Origin of the sequence: Paenibacillus dokdonensis, from assembly GCF_004916975.1 — a bacterium.
GTDB classification, from domain to species: Bacteria; Bacillota; Bacilli; order Paenibacillales; family Paenibacillaceae; genus Paenibacillus_AQ; species Paenibacillus_AQ dokdonensis.
On sequence record NZ_STGQ01000001.1, the window covers coordinates 2,652,831 to 2,668,962 of the forward strand.

Consider the following 16,132-nt stretch of genomic DNA (forward strand, 5'->3'; position numbering starts at 1 on the left):
ATGCGGAAAACGATGGTTGCAGCCCATACGGGCTGCGGCATTCACCCGGATAACACGCTGGCTTCGTTTATGGAGGCCATGGAGCTTGGTGCGGATATAGCCGAAGTTGACGTCCGGGTAGCTCATGATGGTACGGCCATTCTGATGCATGATGATTCACCTTATCTGCACCAATATTCCTATGAACAATTAAATCGGCCGGAAATCCGGCGGCTCCTTGAGCCTGTCTATGAGGAATATGAAATTGCAACGCTGGAGCAGGTTCTGGAACTGTCGCTGGAGAGTAGCCTGAAATTGAACCTGGATCTGAAAGCGGCGACAAGCATTGATCCTGCCGTGCAGCTGATTCGCAAATTTGATGCAGTAAGGCGGGTGTATATTACTGGCTGCTCCGATCACATAACAACAAATTATCCGGACATTCAGGTCATGTTGAATACGCCGGATGAGCTGACTTTGCAGCAGCAGGAACAATATGACGATTACGCGGCGGAAGTATGCCGGGAAGCGGTTCAGGGCGGGTATACCGGACTCAACGTGAATGGCCTGACGCTCCGCCTTCCGCTGATCGAGCATGCGCATGCCTGTGGCTTGCAAGTATGGGTCTATACCGTAAATGACCGGCCGAACATGGAACTGCTGCTTCGCGGTGGTGTGGATGCTATTACAACGCGAAAACCGGATGTTCTCATCACGCTTTTGAATGATCGGAATCCGTGAAATGATAGCGGAGGATTTAGCAGATGATGTCCTGATAGCATTCATTTTTGTGATTTTTACCAGATTTTCAAATTTAACAAAAAAAACAGATGGAATTTAAAATAAATCGGTAGAAAATAACAATCAATGTTGCTATAATAAGCCAAAGGAAAGCGCTTTCTAAGCGAGGTCATTGCGCAATATGAAATCGATACCAGTACCGCTGTTAAGCAATTAAAAATGAAGAAGGTGATCGCATCGTGTCTCAAGGTTCATCGTCATTGCTTAAGCCGGATCAAACAGGAAGGAAACTGTGGAAAAAGGTTTTGGAGCATCGTTATTTGTACTTCATGTTGTTGCCGTGCATCGTATTTTTCATTATTTTCTCCTATATTCCGATGGGCGGTTTGCTCCTGGCTTTTAAGGACTACAAGTTCAATAAAGGCATTCTGGGGAGTCCATGGGTCGGGCTGGAGTATTTCAAAACGTTCTTCAGTTCGTACCAAAGCGGCCAGCTCGTGAAGAACACGCTGATCATTAGCGGAATGAAGCTGTTTCTGTACTTGCCGTTTCCGATTATCCTTGCGCTGATGTTCAACGAAATTCGTACCCGATGGTTCAAAAACGTATCGCAAAGCATCTTGTACCTGCCGCATTTTATTTCATGGGTCGTCGTTGTGGGGTTGCTCCAGCGGGTTTTGGCGCCGGACACGGGGCTCTTGAACCAGTTGATATCGGGCTTGGGCGGGGATGGCAGCACTTATTTTATGATGGAGCCGAAATACTTTTACCAAATTATGTTTGGCAGCCACTTTTGGAAATCCATCGGTTGGGATTCGATCATTTATATGGCAGCGATTTCAGGTGTGAATCCAGACATGTACGAAGCAGCCAAAATGGACGGAGCCAGCAAGTTCCGGGAAATCTGGAATATTACGCTTCCATCCATCACGCCGACGGTGGTTATCCTGTTCATCCTGTCGCTGGGCAATATTTTATCTGCGGGATTCGACCAGCTTTATTTGCTTAGAACGCCTGGAAATATGGAGCTTTCGGATATTTTGGATACTTACATTATTCGTGTGGGACTGCAAAGCGGCCAATACGGATATGCAACAGCTGTCGGGATGCTGCAAGGGGTCATTGGGCTCGTACTGGTCGTTCTCGCGAACCGGATATCCCGTAAAGTTTCGGAAACTTCATTATGGTGACGATACCATTTATTCATGGTGGGGGACGTCTTTAGACGTATTTCATAATAATCCAGTTAAAGGGGTAAAAGGCATGGGGAAAAAATGGGCAAAGTTGTTTGCAATTCCGCTGCTCGCGGCGATGTTTATTGCAGGTTGTTCCAGCGGCAGTGAAGACACCGGCAAAGAAAGCAAAGAGACAACCGTTTCGAACACCAATAAGCCTGCAACCTGGATCGCGGACCGCAAAATTAAAGGACTTGTATTTATGGGTACCGATGATTACACCGAAGATATGAACCCGGAGATCAAAGCGAAGATCAAGGAGCAAACGGGTATCGATTTCGAGATTGAGATCATGAAAGCCGACCATTCGATTGACGGCCTGATTGCCGGACTTGCAGCCAACGACCTGCCCGATTTTATTGCGTTTTACTTGAATAACAGCGGCCGTCCGGAAATGCCTGTTCTTCTGAAAGCGGCGCGTGAAGGCATGTTTACCGATCTGACGCCGTTAATCAAAGATACGAAGGTGTACAAAAAGTATCTGGAAGACGATTATTTGCCGATTGACACCAAATACGGTGTTATGTTCCGACCGGAATTCGAAGGTTCGACATATCTTATGCATATGAACATTAACCGTGAAGGCGGCGCTGACACGCGGAAATACGTAGGCGGACCTTATATTCGCAAAGATATCGCTGAAGCGCTGAATATCGAACCGAGCACCATTACAACGACAGATCAATTGTATGATTTGGCCAAAAAGATTCAAGCTGGGAACTTCAAAGACGATAACGGCAACCCGGTTACGCCAATTGGCCCTAGTTATTGGGGAGGACAGGAAGAGACCCGTCTGTTCGCGGATTTGGAATGGGGCGAATACGACCAGTTTATAAAGCAGGATAAGAGTGGAAATGTGCTTCATGAAGCGGAATCGCCTTATGTGATGAAAAAGATTGAGTTCGTGCAAAAGCTGCTGAAAGAAAAGCTGCTGCAGCCTGAGTTCTTCACGATGGACGAAAGCCGCGCCACGGAAGGAGCGATCAACGGCACCTGGGCCATTATCGCGAATATGCACAACTATCAAGATTTTGTTCAGGATATGCACTATGTCCCAGTTGGTCCTTTGAACACGATCGACGGGCCTTACGAAATGCAGGTTGATTTCAAATCCGGCTATTCTGGATGGGCGATTCCGTCCACCACGAAAAATCCGGAGGAGATTGTGAAATTTGCGGATTATCTGGCAAGCCGTGATGGTAAATTACTGTGGAAATACGGCCTCGAGGGCCGCGATTATACGCTCGATCAGGACGGCAATCCGCTGGTGAAACAAGAGGTGCTTGACCTCAAGGCAAAAGATCCGAATGAAGCGAAGAAGCTGGGTTTTGGCGGCGTCGGTAATAACTGGGGCGATCTGCTTGGCAGCACAGACATCGACAATATGGCGGATTTTGGTGAGATGGAATATGGCGACAAACTGAAAAAAGACGCAGATTTAGGTGCGATAAAAATCGCGGAGCTATGGAAATGGGATGAGAAACGCGCCAAAGCGGACGTCATTGACGGATACACCCCGAACTCCTTCTTGGGCGAGTTTGCTAAAGGAACCGAACTGAAGGCTGCATTTGATAATTACCGAGACAGCCTGGTCAAAGCTTATTACGCCAAGAGTATGGATGAAGCCAATAAAATTATTGAAAGTGCTCTCAAGCAAATGCGTTCCGCCGGGTTGGACGATTATCTGAAGCTTGTCGCAGAGAAAAATGCCGATCCAAAAACAAAAGTGAAATTCTAAGGATCGTAGGAACAGAGGCTTTTGCAAAATCCTAACCATTTAAAGAGATAGGCGGTTGTGTTCGCGGGTGAAGGCGGCCGCCTGCTCTTCTTAGGAGGACGGAGAAAAGTGGGGAAAGAATTTTATAGGCTTAGCGCTGGGGAGAAAATTTTCAAAGTCGTGAACTACTTGTTGATCATTGCACTTTGCTTATCGATCATTCTTCCTTTTCTCAACATCTTTGCACTTGCGTTTAATCCCGGTAAAGATGCGGAGAGAGGCGGCATTTATTTTTGGCCCAGGATGTGGTCGTTTGAAAACTTCGGCAAGGTATTTGAAGCGGCGAATATCGGCCAGGCTTTTGCGATTTCGATTTTTCGTACGGTTGTTGGTACGGCTGCCAGCGTCTTTTTGACGGCAATGGCGGCATATGCTTTAAAGAGCAAGACGCTTCCGGGCGGCAAGTTTTTTACGATGTTCGTTTTTTTTACGATGTTGTTTAGCGGGGGAATCATCCCTTATTACATGCTCCTCAAATCCATTCATTTGACCAATACGATTTGGGTATATGTTATCCCGAGCTTATATAGCGCATGGAATTTGATTATTATTCGCACGTTTTTTCAGCAGATCCACCCCAGCTTGGAAGAATCGGCGCGAATTGATGGTTATAACGATTTCAGAATCTTTATGAAGATTATCCTCCCTTTAAGCAGACCTGTCATCGCCGTCATCAGTTTGTTTAATGCGGTTGGCCACTGGAATGATTGGTTTACCGGGGCTTTTTACGTCCGAAAAGCGGCCTTGCGTCCGCTCTCCACTTTGCTGCAGGAAATGCTGACAAGCGCGGAGGCGATGCGGGACACATTAAATCAGGCGGCAGGCACAAATTACGATATGATCGAACGCATTCAGGTTACCAGCAATTCATTGAAAATGGCGACGATTATTGTTGTCGTGACGCCGATCGTGATTATCTATCCTTTTGTACAGCGTTATTTTGCCAAGGGGATCATGATTGGTTCGATGAAAGAGTAGAAGCGGAGAGGGCGAGGACACATGAACATATTAAATCCATATCAATTAACAGGGCAGTGGCTGCGCGGAAGCTTCCACAATCACACGACAAACAGTGACGGCTGGTTTCCGCTTGAAACGGTATATAAAATGTACGCTGAATATGATTTTCTCGGCATTTCCGACCATGATAAAATAACGGATCATAGAGGGAACAGAACCATCAAGACTGTATTTGACGCAATTGAAGTGAGCAGTAAGCAGACCCATATGCTGCTCGTCAATCCGCCTCGGGACTTGATGGAGAACTATAGCAACGCGTTTACAATCGAAAACTATCAGCGCCATGTGGACCGTGCGGTCGATAACGGTGGCTTTGCCGTGCTGGTTCATCCAAACCGCTATTTCTCGAATTTTTGGGAATTGGAAGACATGCTCAAGCTGGAGCGTTATATTGGAATTGAAGTTTACAATGGGGACGGCAACCCGGAGTATGATATCGCGTTTGATAAATGGGATGCCGTGTTGTCCTCGGGACGCAAGGTATGGGGGTTTGGCAACGACGATTCCCATGTTTACGGACAGGAAAAACGGGCCTGGAACATGGTGATGGCCAGCGAGAATACTCCCGAAGCGATTATCGAAGCCATCAAAGACGGTAATTTCTATGTCTCGACTGGCTATGGCTTTGATGCCATCCGCGTGGAAGGGGATACAGTTGTAGCCGATCTGCGTTCGAATGATTTGCTGGATAAAATGTATAAGTACGTCACGTTTTTCGGGAAAAATGGTGAAGTACTGCAGGAGTCTTCCGGCAGAATCAAGCAGGCGAAATATGAGTGTAAGGGCGATGAAGGATACGTTCGTATCGCAGTTTATTTGGAAGGCGGTTATTCTGCTTTTTCCCAGCCGTTATTTGTCGTAAAATAAAGGGATAACCAAAAGGGATGGAAGGCAAGCGGTGAATCCAATAAAGAATGAACTAGAGCGAGGCCCATGGCTCTCGAATCGGGAGACAGCAATGCACAGCTTTAGTTCAATCTGTACAGATAGCTTGGGAGTATTCGAATGGGGGAAGGGTTTTGCAGGCCAAGATTAAAGATGTAGCCAAACACGCAGGTGTTTCCGTGACGACGGTATCCAGAGTGTTAAACGGAGAAAAATATGTCAAGGACGATCTCAAAGCAAAAGTGAATAAAGCCATTGAAGAATTGGGATATGCTCCGAGCCATATTGCCCGCAGTTTGGTACGCAAAAAAACGAATCTGATTGGTGTCATTGTGCCGGATCTTACTTCTAGTTTTTATTCGACCATACTGAGCAGCATCGAAGAGAGGGCTACCGCAAACGATTACAATTTGCTTGTATGCAACATTAATGAAGATATCGACAAAGAGCTGAAATATTTGAACGTGTGCCAGGAAATGCGGGTTGAAGGCATTATTATCATGCACGAGAAAATCAACGAGCAGATTCGCCAGTTTATCCACAAAATAGATATACCTGTCATTTTCTCCAGCGTGAAGCCGATGGATCAAAATTTAATTTCGGTCATTATCGACGACTATCAAGCTGCCTATGACGCGACGAAATATTTGATTGAGCTTGGGCATGAAACAATCGGGTTTATCGGCGGGGACATGCGGGACATCACTTCGGGCCAAAACCGGTACAGCGGGTACCGGAATGCGATGGCCGATTCAGGAAAAAAGCTTGTATTTGAACATATTCGCTTCGGGGACTACAAGGTGAAAAGCGGCTATGACCTGATGGAAGAAATATTGAGCACAGGAAACCCGCCTACGGCGGTGTTTGCCGTCAGTGACGATATGGCGGTCGGCGCCATGAATTGCCTCAGGGATCACCATTTGAACATCCCGGAAGATATATCGATCATGGGGTTTGACGGCAGCCAGCTGACAGAGCTGGTCCGCCCGATGCTCACATCGATGGAGCAGCCGATTCGCCAGATGGGCGAGGTGACCATGGATGTGCTTTTGAAACTGATCGCCGGCGAGACCGACCTGGCTGACGATATTGTGTTGGAGCATAATCTGGCAATGCGCGATAGCTGTATGAGCAAGATGGAGTAAGTCGAAATGGTATTTGATGAAGAGGAAAGGATTTTGCAAAAATGCAATTGAAGCTGCTTTAGGGGAGCGGCATGCAATGAACGCACATACCCGTTTCGATCTGGAACCGTGCTGAAGAGGAGCCGCTTTTTGGATTTTTGCAAAATCCTCAAGCCATAAAACAGCCATATAATGAATTAAAGAAAGATACATCTCTGACACGGGAGTTCTGCGGATCAAGGGATGACAAGGAACAAACTTTAATTCAATCTATGTAGTAAGAGGATGTGATCAAGTTTGAGCCCATATGATGTGATTGTAATCGGAGATGTAAATATCGATCTGGTTGTGGCAGGATGCAATGATATACCTGGACCTGGTCAAGAAGTGCTTGTATCAAACATGAGTCTTCATGTAGGCGGAGGGGCGGCTCTGTTTAGCCTCGCTCTGGCGAAGCTTGGAGTGAAGGTTGCCTTTCATGGTGTTCTTGGAGAAGATGACTTCGGCACATTGATCAGGAATCAATTTTCTCATTATGGAATCGATACCAGATTTATTCGAACGAGCAGCATGAACAATACAGGGATATCAATTGCCATCAATCCGGAAAACGACCGTTCTTTTATTACCTATCAAGGCACGAATGCAGAATTAAGCTTGGATCAGCTTGATATGGAAAGCGCTTCACTCGGGCGTCATGTCCATCTGACAGGCTACCGCGGCAAAGAAAATCATCCGCAATATGTCGCAATGGCTCGCAAGCTCAAGGCACTCGGCTTAACGACCTCAATTGATGTTGGCTGGGATGATACCGGGGAATGGTATGCTGGAATATTCGAACTGATCAGGGAAGTGGACATCTCCTTCATGAACGAAACCGAGGCGGAGCATTATACCGGCTGTTCTGCGGCTAAAGACTGTATCCGGGAACTGTCGCAGCATAGCCGCCATGTCGTTCTGAAGCTGGGCGCGGAGGGCGCGGTGGCGGCGATTGCCGGCAAGGTGAACTATCGATCCGGTTTTCAGGTGCCTGTCAAAGATACGACCGGTGCAGGAGATTCCTTTAATGCAGGATATATCTACGGATTTCTGACAGGCAAACCGGCGGAGGAATGTCTCCTGTATGCCAATGCATGCGGAGCGATGTCCGTGAGTGCATATGGCGGAAGTACGGGGGTTCCGGATGGTGCAGCCTTGATGGAGTTCGTGACGGAGAAAGCCGGCCAGACGACGGATGGCTGGGAAGCGGCGGCATATTAGCTTGTGGATTGAGCGGCAAAAGAGATTCAACATGTCAGGGAGCCGTAACAGCCGCTCCTATGATATTAATTCCATGATAAATATTGAGTTTATAATGACATCTATATTTATGACGAATGGAGGAATATGAATGAGCGCCAGGCTAAAGTTTCGCGAAGATAAGACGTTTACGATTCTGCAATTGACAGATATGCATTATGGGAAGGATCAGGAGGAGGACCGGGAGAAAGACGCCAAAACGAAGGAGCTTGTTGAACGCGTTATTGCATCTGTACAACCGGACCATATTGTTCTTACGGGAGACATGATCTGGAGTCATGGCGTCCCGGCTCCCAAGGATTCTTTTCGCAGGGCGATTGCTCCGGTCGTGGCTTCAGGAATTCCTTGGGCGGCCGTGTTTGGCAATCATGATGCGGAAGCGGGGGTAACCAGGGAAGAGCTGCTTGCCATCCAGCAGGAGCATGATCAATGTTTATCCGTTGCTGGCCCAGATGAAATTAACGGAATCGGGAACTATACGTTGATCGTGAAGGATCGGGCGGGAACATGTGAGTCCGCAGCGCTGTATTTCTTCGATTCCGGGATCGAGGCTCCGGAGCATATTGGCGGCTATGCCTGGATTCATCCGGATCAGGTGTACTGGTATACGCAGCAGTCGCAGCAAATTGCAGCGCGTAACGGAGGTCCGCTGCCTGCGCTTGCTTTCCTTCACATTCCGGTTCCTGAATATAACGAAGCCTGGAGCAGTGAACAAGTGACAGGTGTCAAAGAGGAAAACGTGGAATGCGCGAAAATCAATACGGGGTTGTTTGGCGCGATGGTTCATATGGGGGATGTGATGGGTACGTTTGCCGGGCATGACCATGACAACGACTATACCGGAGAGGTTCATGGCATTCGTCTTTGTTATGGGCGTGTCACCGGCTACAATACGTACGGCAAACTGCAAAGGGGCGCCCGTGTCATCCGGCTGCATGAAGGAAAACGCGGCTTTGAGACATGGATCGTCGAAGCGGATGGAGGTATCGTTCATTGAAATTCGAGGTGAGCGATTCGAGTGTTGCACAGGTTGTCATTCTCCCGGTATTCGTGGAGGATTTGCCGAAGTTGTCCAATGACGGTAAGACCGTGCGTAAGGATCGTCTGTTGCCGCATGTAGGGGCAAGGCATGGCGTCACCTGGATTAATGCCCCTGCCGAAGATGAACCGGATCTGCTGATCCTCGGTATGGGCGAAGAAGCCAAGTTCAAGCCGTATATGATGCAGGAAGCAGCAGGAAATGCCAGCCGTGCGCTGCAGAAGGAACAACGCTCTAGTGCCGTCGTCACTTTCGAGGCGCTAGGGTCCCGCAAGATCCTGAGCGGTTGTATGCCCGCCGTGATTGCAGCTTGGGTGGAAGGTTCGCTGCTTGGAACGTATTCTTTTCATAAATATAAAAGCAGTGTCGCAGAGCAGGCAGAAACGACAATTATTTTTAAAAGTACAGCGGGTGCGGCATGGAAAGAAGCCATCCGCGTGGGGCAGATTCGTGCGGAAGGCACGATGTGGGCCCGCGATTTGACGAATGAACCTCCGAATGGCTTGCGTCCCCGTGATCTTGCGGAAAGGACGGCGGAAAGATTCGCCGGTACAAAAGCGCAGGTAGCCATCTATGAAGAGCCGGATCTGGAGCATCTTGGATTTGCAGGATTAACGGCGGTGGGGAGAGGCAGTATCCACCCGCCTGTATTTATCGAGGTTCGTTATTGTACGGATGAGACAAAACCTCTCATTGCGCTGATTGGCAAAGGGGTTACGTTCGATACGGGCGGGATCAGTCTGAAGCGGGATAATGACATCAGCGATATGCGGATGGATATGGCCGGAGCGGCAGCGGTGTTGGGCGCACTGGATATCTTGGTCAGAAGCGGGGCGGAAGCGAATGTCGCCGTGTTGGTGCCGTCTGCGGAGAATAGTCCATCCGACCGGGCGCTTTTGCCTGGCGAAGTGATCCGCTATGCGAACGGGGTAACCGTTCAGGTCGGTAATACCGATTCCGAAGGAAGGCTTATTCTGGCGGATGCGCTTATATATGCGCACAGGATTGGCGCGAAACAAGCGATTGACCTTGCAACATTGACATATTCGGTCGTTGGCGCGCTGGGATCGAAAGTCGCGGCTGTGCTGGGAGACGACGAACTGGCTGACGCTCTCCAGACCTCCGGGGAGCCTTCCGGCGAGCGTTTATGGCAGATGCCGCTGGTAGACGAATACGAAGCGTATATGCACAGCGATTATGCCGACGCATGCAATATCAGCAGTGTCGGCGAAGCGGGGGTTATTACGTCATCCTTGTTTTTGCGCAAGTTTGTCCACCCTTCGCTGAAATGGACGCATATAGACATGAATGGACCCAAAGAGAGTGCTTCCTGTACAGGCGAATTTGCTGTCGGAGCGACCGGGTTTGGAGCCCGCATGCTGGCTCATTATGTGACGAATCTATCTTAATTCGCAAGATGCGAAGAAGAAAAGCGAGGGGGAGAGAAGAATGAAGACCATCCGTCTGACCATGGCACAAGCACTGCTCAGCTTCCTGAACAATCAATATATATCCATCGACGGCAAAGAAACGAAATTTGTAAAGGGCGTTATGGGGATATTCGGACATGGCAACGTAACCGGGATCGGCGAGGCGCTGGAGCGCAGTCCGGGCGAGCTTACATATATTCAGGGGAAAAATGAACAGGGCATGGTCCATGCGGCCACGGCATTTGCCAAGCAAAATCATCGCAGGCAAATCTTCGCATGCACTTCGTCCATCGGCCCGGGGGCTTTAAATATGGTGCCCGCTGCAGCGACTGCAACGGTGAACCGAATCCCGGTTCTGCTGCTTCCTGGAGACAATTTTGCCACCCGGCAGCCGGACCCCGTTTTGCAGCAGCTTGAATATGCGGCTGACTATACGGTTTCGGCCACAGACAGCTTCAAGCCGGTCAGCAAGTATTGGGATCGTATTGCCAGACCGGAGCAGCTGATGACCGCAGCGCTGCAGGCGATGCGGGTATTGACAGATCCGGCGGAGACAGGCGCGGTGACGCTCGCCCTCCCCCAGGATGTGCAGGCAGAGGCTTATGACTATCCTGAGGCGTTCTTCGCCAAGCGGGTTCACGTTATAGACCGGAGACCTGTATCCCCGGCGGCGCTCGATAGGGCGGCATCGCTATTTGCCACAGCGAAACGGCCGGTATTAATTGCGGGCGGCGGCGTGCATTACTCGGATGCGGAGAAGGTGCTTGCCTCGTTCGCAGAAGCTTTCGGCATTCCGGTCTTGGAGACGCAGGCCGGCAAGGGTGCGCTCCCATGGGACCATCCGCTGAATATGGGCGGCGTCGGCGTCACCGGAACGCTTGCGGCTAATCGTCTCGCCCGCGAAGCGGACCTCATGATCGGAGTAGGGACACGGTATTCCGATTTCACCACGGCTTCAAAATCCTTGTTCCAGCATCCGGACGTGAACGTGCTGAATGTGAATGTAAACGCTGCTGACGCCGCCAAGCTGGATGGAACTGCGCTCACGGCTGATGCCCGTGAGGCGGTCATCGCGCTGCAAGCGGAGCTGAAGATACGAGGATACAGGGCTGGGTATAGGGCGGAGGAATTGAAGGAGCATAAGCACGCATGGGATCAAGAGGTAGACCGGCTGTATTCGGATGATTCTCCTGCAGGATTATCTCAGACCCGGGCGCTTGGCGTTATTAATGAAACCATCGGCAAGAACTCGGTTATTGTGGGTGCGGCAGGGAGCTTGCCGGGGGATTTGCATCGCCTCTGGCGTCCATCAGAGACGAAAACCTATCATTTGGAATACGGTTTCTCCTGCATGGGTTATGAAGTAAGCGGCGCCTTCGGGGCTGCCTTGGCCGAGCCGGACCGTGAAGTGTATGCCATGGTCGGCGACGGAAGTTATTTGATGATGCATTCCGAACTGGTGACCAGCATACAGGAAAACCGCAAAATCACGATTCTTTTGTTCGATAATCATGGTTTCCAGTGCATTCATAATTTGCAGCGGGAGCATGGCAGCGACGGCTTCGGTAATGAGTTTCGTTACCGCTGCGCTGAGACCGGTCGCCTGACGGGCGGATACCTCCCGATCGATTTCGCGGCCCACGCGCGCAGTCTTGGCGCCAAGGCCTTTACAGCCCGGAGCGCGGAAGAGCTTCGCGAAGCGCTGGAACTGGCCAAATGCGAGACGTTGACAACGCTGATCGAAATTTCGGTCGTGCCGGGAACGAACACATCCGGTTACGAATCGTGGTGGCGCGTGGATGTGCCCGAGGTTTCGTCTTCCCGTAAAGTGAACGATGCGTACCGTGATGTGACAGCCCGGACCAAGCAGGCAAAATCCTATTAAACGTATGGCGCAAGGGGCGTACTTAAGTCAGGCCCCTGCCAATTGGGAAGGATGGGCGGTTATGAAGACATATATCACATTTGATGCTTCGAAAGAGATGGATTTTGTTGCGATCGGCCGATTATGCATCGATTTGAATGCGAACGAAATCAACCGGCCGATGGAGGAGACATCGACATTTACGAAATATGTAGGCGGTTCTCCCGCCAATATTTGCATTGGCATGTCCCGTCTGGGATGCAAGACCGGCTTTATCGGCAAAGTGGCCAACGACCAGATGGGACGATTCATTACCCGCTATCTGGAAGATAACAACATCGAAACTTCGAGTGTGGTGACAGACTTCACGGGTGCGGTGACCGGGCTGGCTTTTACGGAAATCAAGAGTCCTGCGGATTGCAGCATTTTAATGTACCGCGACAATGTCGCCGATCTCAAGCTTGCGCCGGGCGAGGTATCGGAGGAGCTGATTGCGAGGAGTAAGATGCTGCTGATCTCCGGTACGGCGCTTGCGCAAAGCCCGTCCCGCGAAGCGGTGTTCCAGGCGCTTGATTACGCGAAAAAGCATGAAGTGGTCGTCGTGTTCGATCTGGATTACCGTCCCTATACATGGATTTCAGATACGGAAACGGCCGTTTACTACAATCTGGCTGCCGAAAAGTGCGATATTATCATCGGAACGCGCGAGGAATTCGATATGATGGAGCAACTTGACCGGCAAGCAAACGGTGACGACCGGATTACGGCTTCCAAATGGTTCAATTATTCGGCGCAGATTGTCATCATCAAACATGGCAAACAGGGTTCCATCGCCTATACCCAAGATGGGGCGGACCATCATGCCGTTAGTTATCCTGCGAAGGTGGTCAAGACGTTTGGCGCGGGTGATTCCTATGCAGCGGGTTTCTTGTACGGCTTGATGCAAGGCTGGGAAATCAGTCGGAGCATGGCATTCGCAAGCGCGGCGGCCAGCATTGTCATCTCCAGCCACAGCTGCTCCGATGCCATGCCTACGGCAACGCAGGTGCATGATTATATCGCCAAGTGCGACCGTGGGGAGATTACGGCTTCATAACGTTGCGGTCCCGCCCTAGTGGCGTCATTAAAGCGAGAAAGGGGATTTTTCGGATGATCCATGTAAGCGAACAAACGGAGCCTCAGCGGCTGAGCAACTATATCGGGGGCGAGTGGGTTCGGTCTCCGTCAGAAACGACTGAGCCGGTCTATAATCCCGCAACAGGAGAAGTCATTGCGTATGTACCGGTTTCTTCGAAAGAGGAACTGGGCGCCGCGGTTCAAACCGCCAAAGAAGCTTTCCGTACCTGGAGCCAAACTCCCGTCCCCCGGCGTGCCCGGATTTTGTTCAAGTACCAGCAGCTGCTGGTTGACCATTGGGAGGAACTTGCCCGGATCATTACGCTGGAAAACGGCAAAAGCTACAACGAAGCTTACGGGGAGGTACAGCGCGGAATCGAATGCGTGGAGTTTGCGGCGGGAGCGCCTACGCTTATGATGGGCAAGCAGCTTCCTGATATCGCATCGAATCTCGAATCCGGCATGTATCGCTACCCCGTTGGGGTGATCGGCGGCATCACGCCGTTTAACTTTCCGATGATGGTTCCCTGCTGGATGTTCCCGCTTGCGATCGCCTGCGGAAATACATTTGTGCTTAAGCCGTCGGAGCGGACACCGCTGCTTGCGCAGCGGCTGGCGGAGCTGTTCGCAGAAGCAGGTCTTCCGGGCGGCGTGTTTAATCTGATCCATGGCGCGCGCGATGTTGTAAATGGCATTCTGGAGCATCCGGATATTGCCGCCGTGTCTTTTGTGGGTTCACAGCCGGTTGCGGAATATGTCTACAAAACGGGAACTGCGCATGGCAAACGGGTTCAAGCGCTGGCAGGAGCCAAAAATCATACCATTGTTATGCCTGACGCAGACCTGGATGCGGCCGTGACACAAATTGTCGGGGCGGCTTTTGGCTCTGCAGGGGAACGCTGCATGGCCTGTTCCGTCGTTGTTGCCGTGGGCGAGATTGGGGATACGCTTGTGGCCAAGCTGAAAGAAGCGGCGGATGTGATCAAAATCGGCGATGGCATGGATTCCGGCATATTTCTGGGTCCTGTCATTCGGGAGTCTCATAAAGAGCGAACGCTGGGTTATATTTCGGCGGGAGAACAAGCAGGGGCCCGATTGGTGCGCGACGGAAGGACGGATGCTGCCACGGGCGGCGAGGGCTATTTTGTCGGTCCGACGATATTTGACGGCGTGCAGTGTGATATGAGCATTTGGAAGGATGAAATTTTTGCCCCCGTATTGTCGGTCATGCGGGCCGATACGCTGGAAGAGGCAATCGAGATTGCCAACCAATCCGATTTTGCCAACGGGGCTTGCCTTTTCACCCAAAACGGAAGCCATGTGCGGCAGTTCCGCGACACGATTGACGCAGGGATGCTGGGGATCAATTTAGGCGTTCCTGCACCGATGGCATTTTTCCCGTTCTCGGGCTGGAAGAAATCATTCTACGGCGATTTGCACGCTAACGGCCCGGATGGGGTGGAATTCTACACACGCAAAAAAATGGTGACTGCGCGTTGGTAAGAGGAAACATCAAGACTTTTTAGCAAAATCCCCATGCCAGAAAGGAAGGGTCTTATGCATAAATTGATTGTCCCGGCGAGCCCCATGCCGGATTCGGACGGCAGCGTTCTGACGGTTACTCCTGCTTCCGCGGGCTGGAGTTATGTCGGATTTGAAGTATTTCGTCTAAAACCGGATCAAGTCTTATCTAGAACGACAGGGGCCAATGAGGTCTGTCTAGTTCTGCTAAGCGGCAGTGCGAATATTCAGTCATCCAAAGAGAACTGGTCCGATATTGGCCAGCGGATGAGTGTTTTTGAGAAAATCCCCCCGTATTCCATCTACATCCCTAGCCAGGACACCTTTCAAGTTACTGCGCTGACGGAGCTTGAGCTGGCCGTTTGTTCGGCCCCCGGAGGGGCGAAGCGGGAAGCACGGCTGATCCCACCGAATCAGGTAGGGGCTGAGCTTCGAGGCAGCGGCAGCACCGAGCGGCTGGTCCATAACATTTTACCGGAGTCGGAGGCTGCTGAGAGCTTGCTTGTCGTGGAGGTATTTACACCTGAGGGCCATTGGTCCAGTTATCCGCCGCACAAGCATGACCGTGATGCGTTGCCTGATGAATCCCTGCTGGAGGAAACATATTATTACCGCATTCAACCGGAGCAAGGTTTCGCCATTCAGCGCGTCTATACTGACGACTTGTCCCTAAACGAGACGCTTACCGTCCAGGACGGCGAGGCGGTCATGGTTCCCAAAGGATATCATCCCGTTTCCGCTCCGCCTGGGTATGAGGTGTATTATTTGAACGTGATGGCCGGTCCCGTGCGAGCCTGGAAGTTTCAGAACGATCCGGCGCATGATTGGCTGATGAATTGGAAGTCATAAGCTTTGGAAAATGCCCTCAGCTTTGCAAGCGGGATGAAGGACCTATGGGGTCCTGGCCATAACCAAGATGCTGCGCAACTGCTCTTCATTTCTTCGGAACCCGGACAGGAGTGAGTGGCTAGACTAATGGATTAGCACCTCTGCAGCTCTCAGCAAAGGCCAATCACAAACAAAAAGCAACCATTAATGAAATGGTTGCTTTTTGTTTTGCGGACCTAGTTTATATTATATGTCAAGAAATTGTTAAGAGATC

General features: G+C 50.6%; 13 protein-coding genes. All 13 read left to right on the top strand.

The genetic code is table 11. The features are described 5' to 3' along the window. The 13 genes from E6W40_RS12285 (at position 1) to iolB (ending at position 15,879) form a co-directional block, all read left to right on the top strand. Positions 1-720: a glycerophosphodiester phosphodiesterase gene (locus E6W40_RS12285; RefSeq protein ID WP_136605711.1), complete on the top strand. Its 720-nt coding sequence runs from the start codon at positions 1-3 to the stop codon at positions 718-720. 239 nt (positions 721-959) lie between these two features. Then, on the top strand, positions 960-1,910 hold the full coding sequence (locus E6W40_RS12290) for an ABC transporter permease (protein ID WP_246072979.1): 951 nt from the start codon (positions 960-962) through the stop codon (positions 1,908-1,910). Positions 1,911-1,983: 73 nt separating this feature from the next. Next, positions 1,984-3,693, top strand: a complete 1,710-nt coding sequence (locus E6W40_RS12295; RefSeq protein ID WP_136605713.1) for an extracellular solute-binding protein — start codon at positions 1,984-1,986, stop codon at positions 3,691-3,693. Positions 3,694-3,801: 108 nt separating this feature from the next. Continuing rightward, positions 3,802-4,710: a carbohydrate ABC transporter permease gene (locus E6W40_RS12300; RefSeq protein WP_136605714.1), complete on the top strand. Its 909-nt coding sequence runs from the start codon at positions 3,802-3,804 to the stop codon at positions 4,708-4,710. 21 nt (positions 4,711-4,731) lie between these two features. Next, a complete protein-coding gene (locus tag E6W40_RS12305; protein WP_136605715.1) occupies positions 4,732-5,619 on the top strand; it encodes a CehA/McbA family metallohydrolase domain-containing protein in 888 nt (295 codons plus the stop codon). A gap of 152 nt (positions 5,620-5,771) precedes the next feature. Then, positions 5,772-6,782: a LacI family DNA-binding transcriptional regulator gene (locus E6W40_RS12310; protein WP_136605716.1), complete on the top strand. Its 1,011-nt coding sequence runs from the start codon at positions 5,772-5,774 to the stop codon at positions 6,780-6,782. Positions 6,783-7,058: 276 nt separating this feature from the next. Next, a complete protein-coding gene (locus E6W40_RS12315) occupies positions 7,059-8,021 on the top strand; it encodes a carbohydrate kinase family protein (RefSeq protein ID WP_136605717.1) in 963 nt (320 codons plus the stop codon). Positions 8,022-8,151: 130 nt separating this feature from the next. After that, positions 8,152-9,057: a metallophosphoesterase family protein gene (locus tag E6W40_RS12320; RefSeq protein WP_136605718.1), complete on the top strand. Its 906-nt coding sequence runs from the start codon at positions 8,152-8,154 to the stop codon at positions 9,055-9,057. Beyond that, positions 9,054-10,508 carry a leucyl aminopeptidase family protein gene (locus E6W40_RS12325; RefSeq protein WP_136606966.1) on the top strand — a complete coding sequence of 485 codons (1,455 nt, stop codon included), beginning with the start codon at positions 9,054-9,056 and terminating at the stop codon, positions 10,506-10,508. The genes E6W40_RS12320 and E6W40_RS12325 overlap by 4 nt, the downstream gene beginning before the upstream one ends. A 40-nt stretch (positions 10,509-10,548) precedes the next feature. Further along, positions 10,549-12,414: a 3D-(3,5/4)-trihydroxycyclohexane-1,2-dione acylhydrolase (decyclizing) gene (gene iolD / locus E6W40_RS12330; protein ID WP_136605719.1), complete on the top strand. Its 1,866-nt coding sequence runs from the start codon at positions 10,549-10,551 to the stop codon at positions 12,412-12,414. Positions 12,415-12,475: 61 nt separating this feature from the next. Then, complete coding sequence (gene iolC, locus E6W40_RS12335; protein ID WP_136605720.1) at positions 12,476-13,489, top strand: 5-dehydro-2-deoxygluconokinase; 1,014 nt, start codon at positions 12,476-12,478, stop codon at positions 13,487-13,489. 53 nt (positions 13,490-13,542) lie between these two features. Beyond that, positions 13,543-15,012, top strand: a complete 1,470-nt coding sequence (locus tag E6W40_RS12340; RefSeq protein ID WP_136605721.1) for a CoA-acylating methylmalonate-semialdehyde dehydrogenase — start codon at positions 13,543-13,545, stop codon at positions 15,010-15,012. Between the two features lie 54 nt (positions 15,013-15,066). Then, positions 15,067-15,879 carry a 5-deoxy-glucuronate isomerase gene (iolB, locus tag E6W40_RS12345; RefSeq protein WP_136605722.1) on the top strand — a complete coding sequence of 271 codons (813 nt, stop codon included), beginning with the start codon at positions 15,067-15,069 and terminating at the stop codon, positions 15,877-15,879. Positions 15,880-16,132 lie beyond the last annotated feature (253 nt).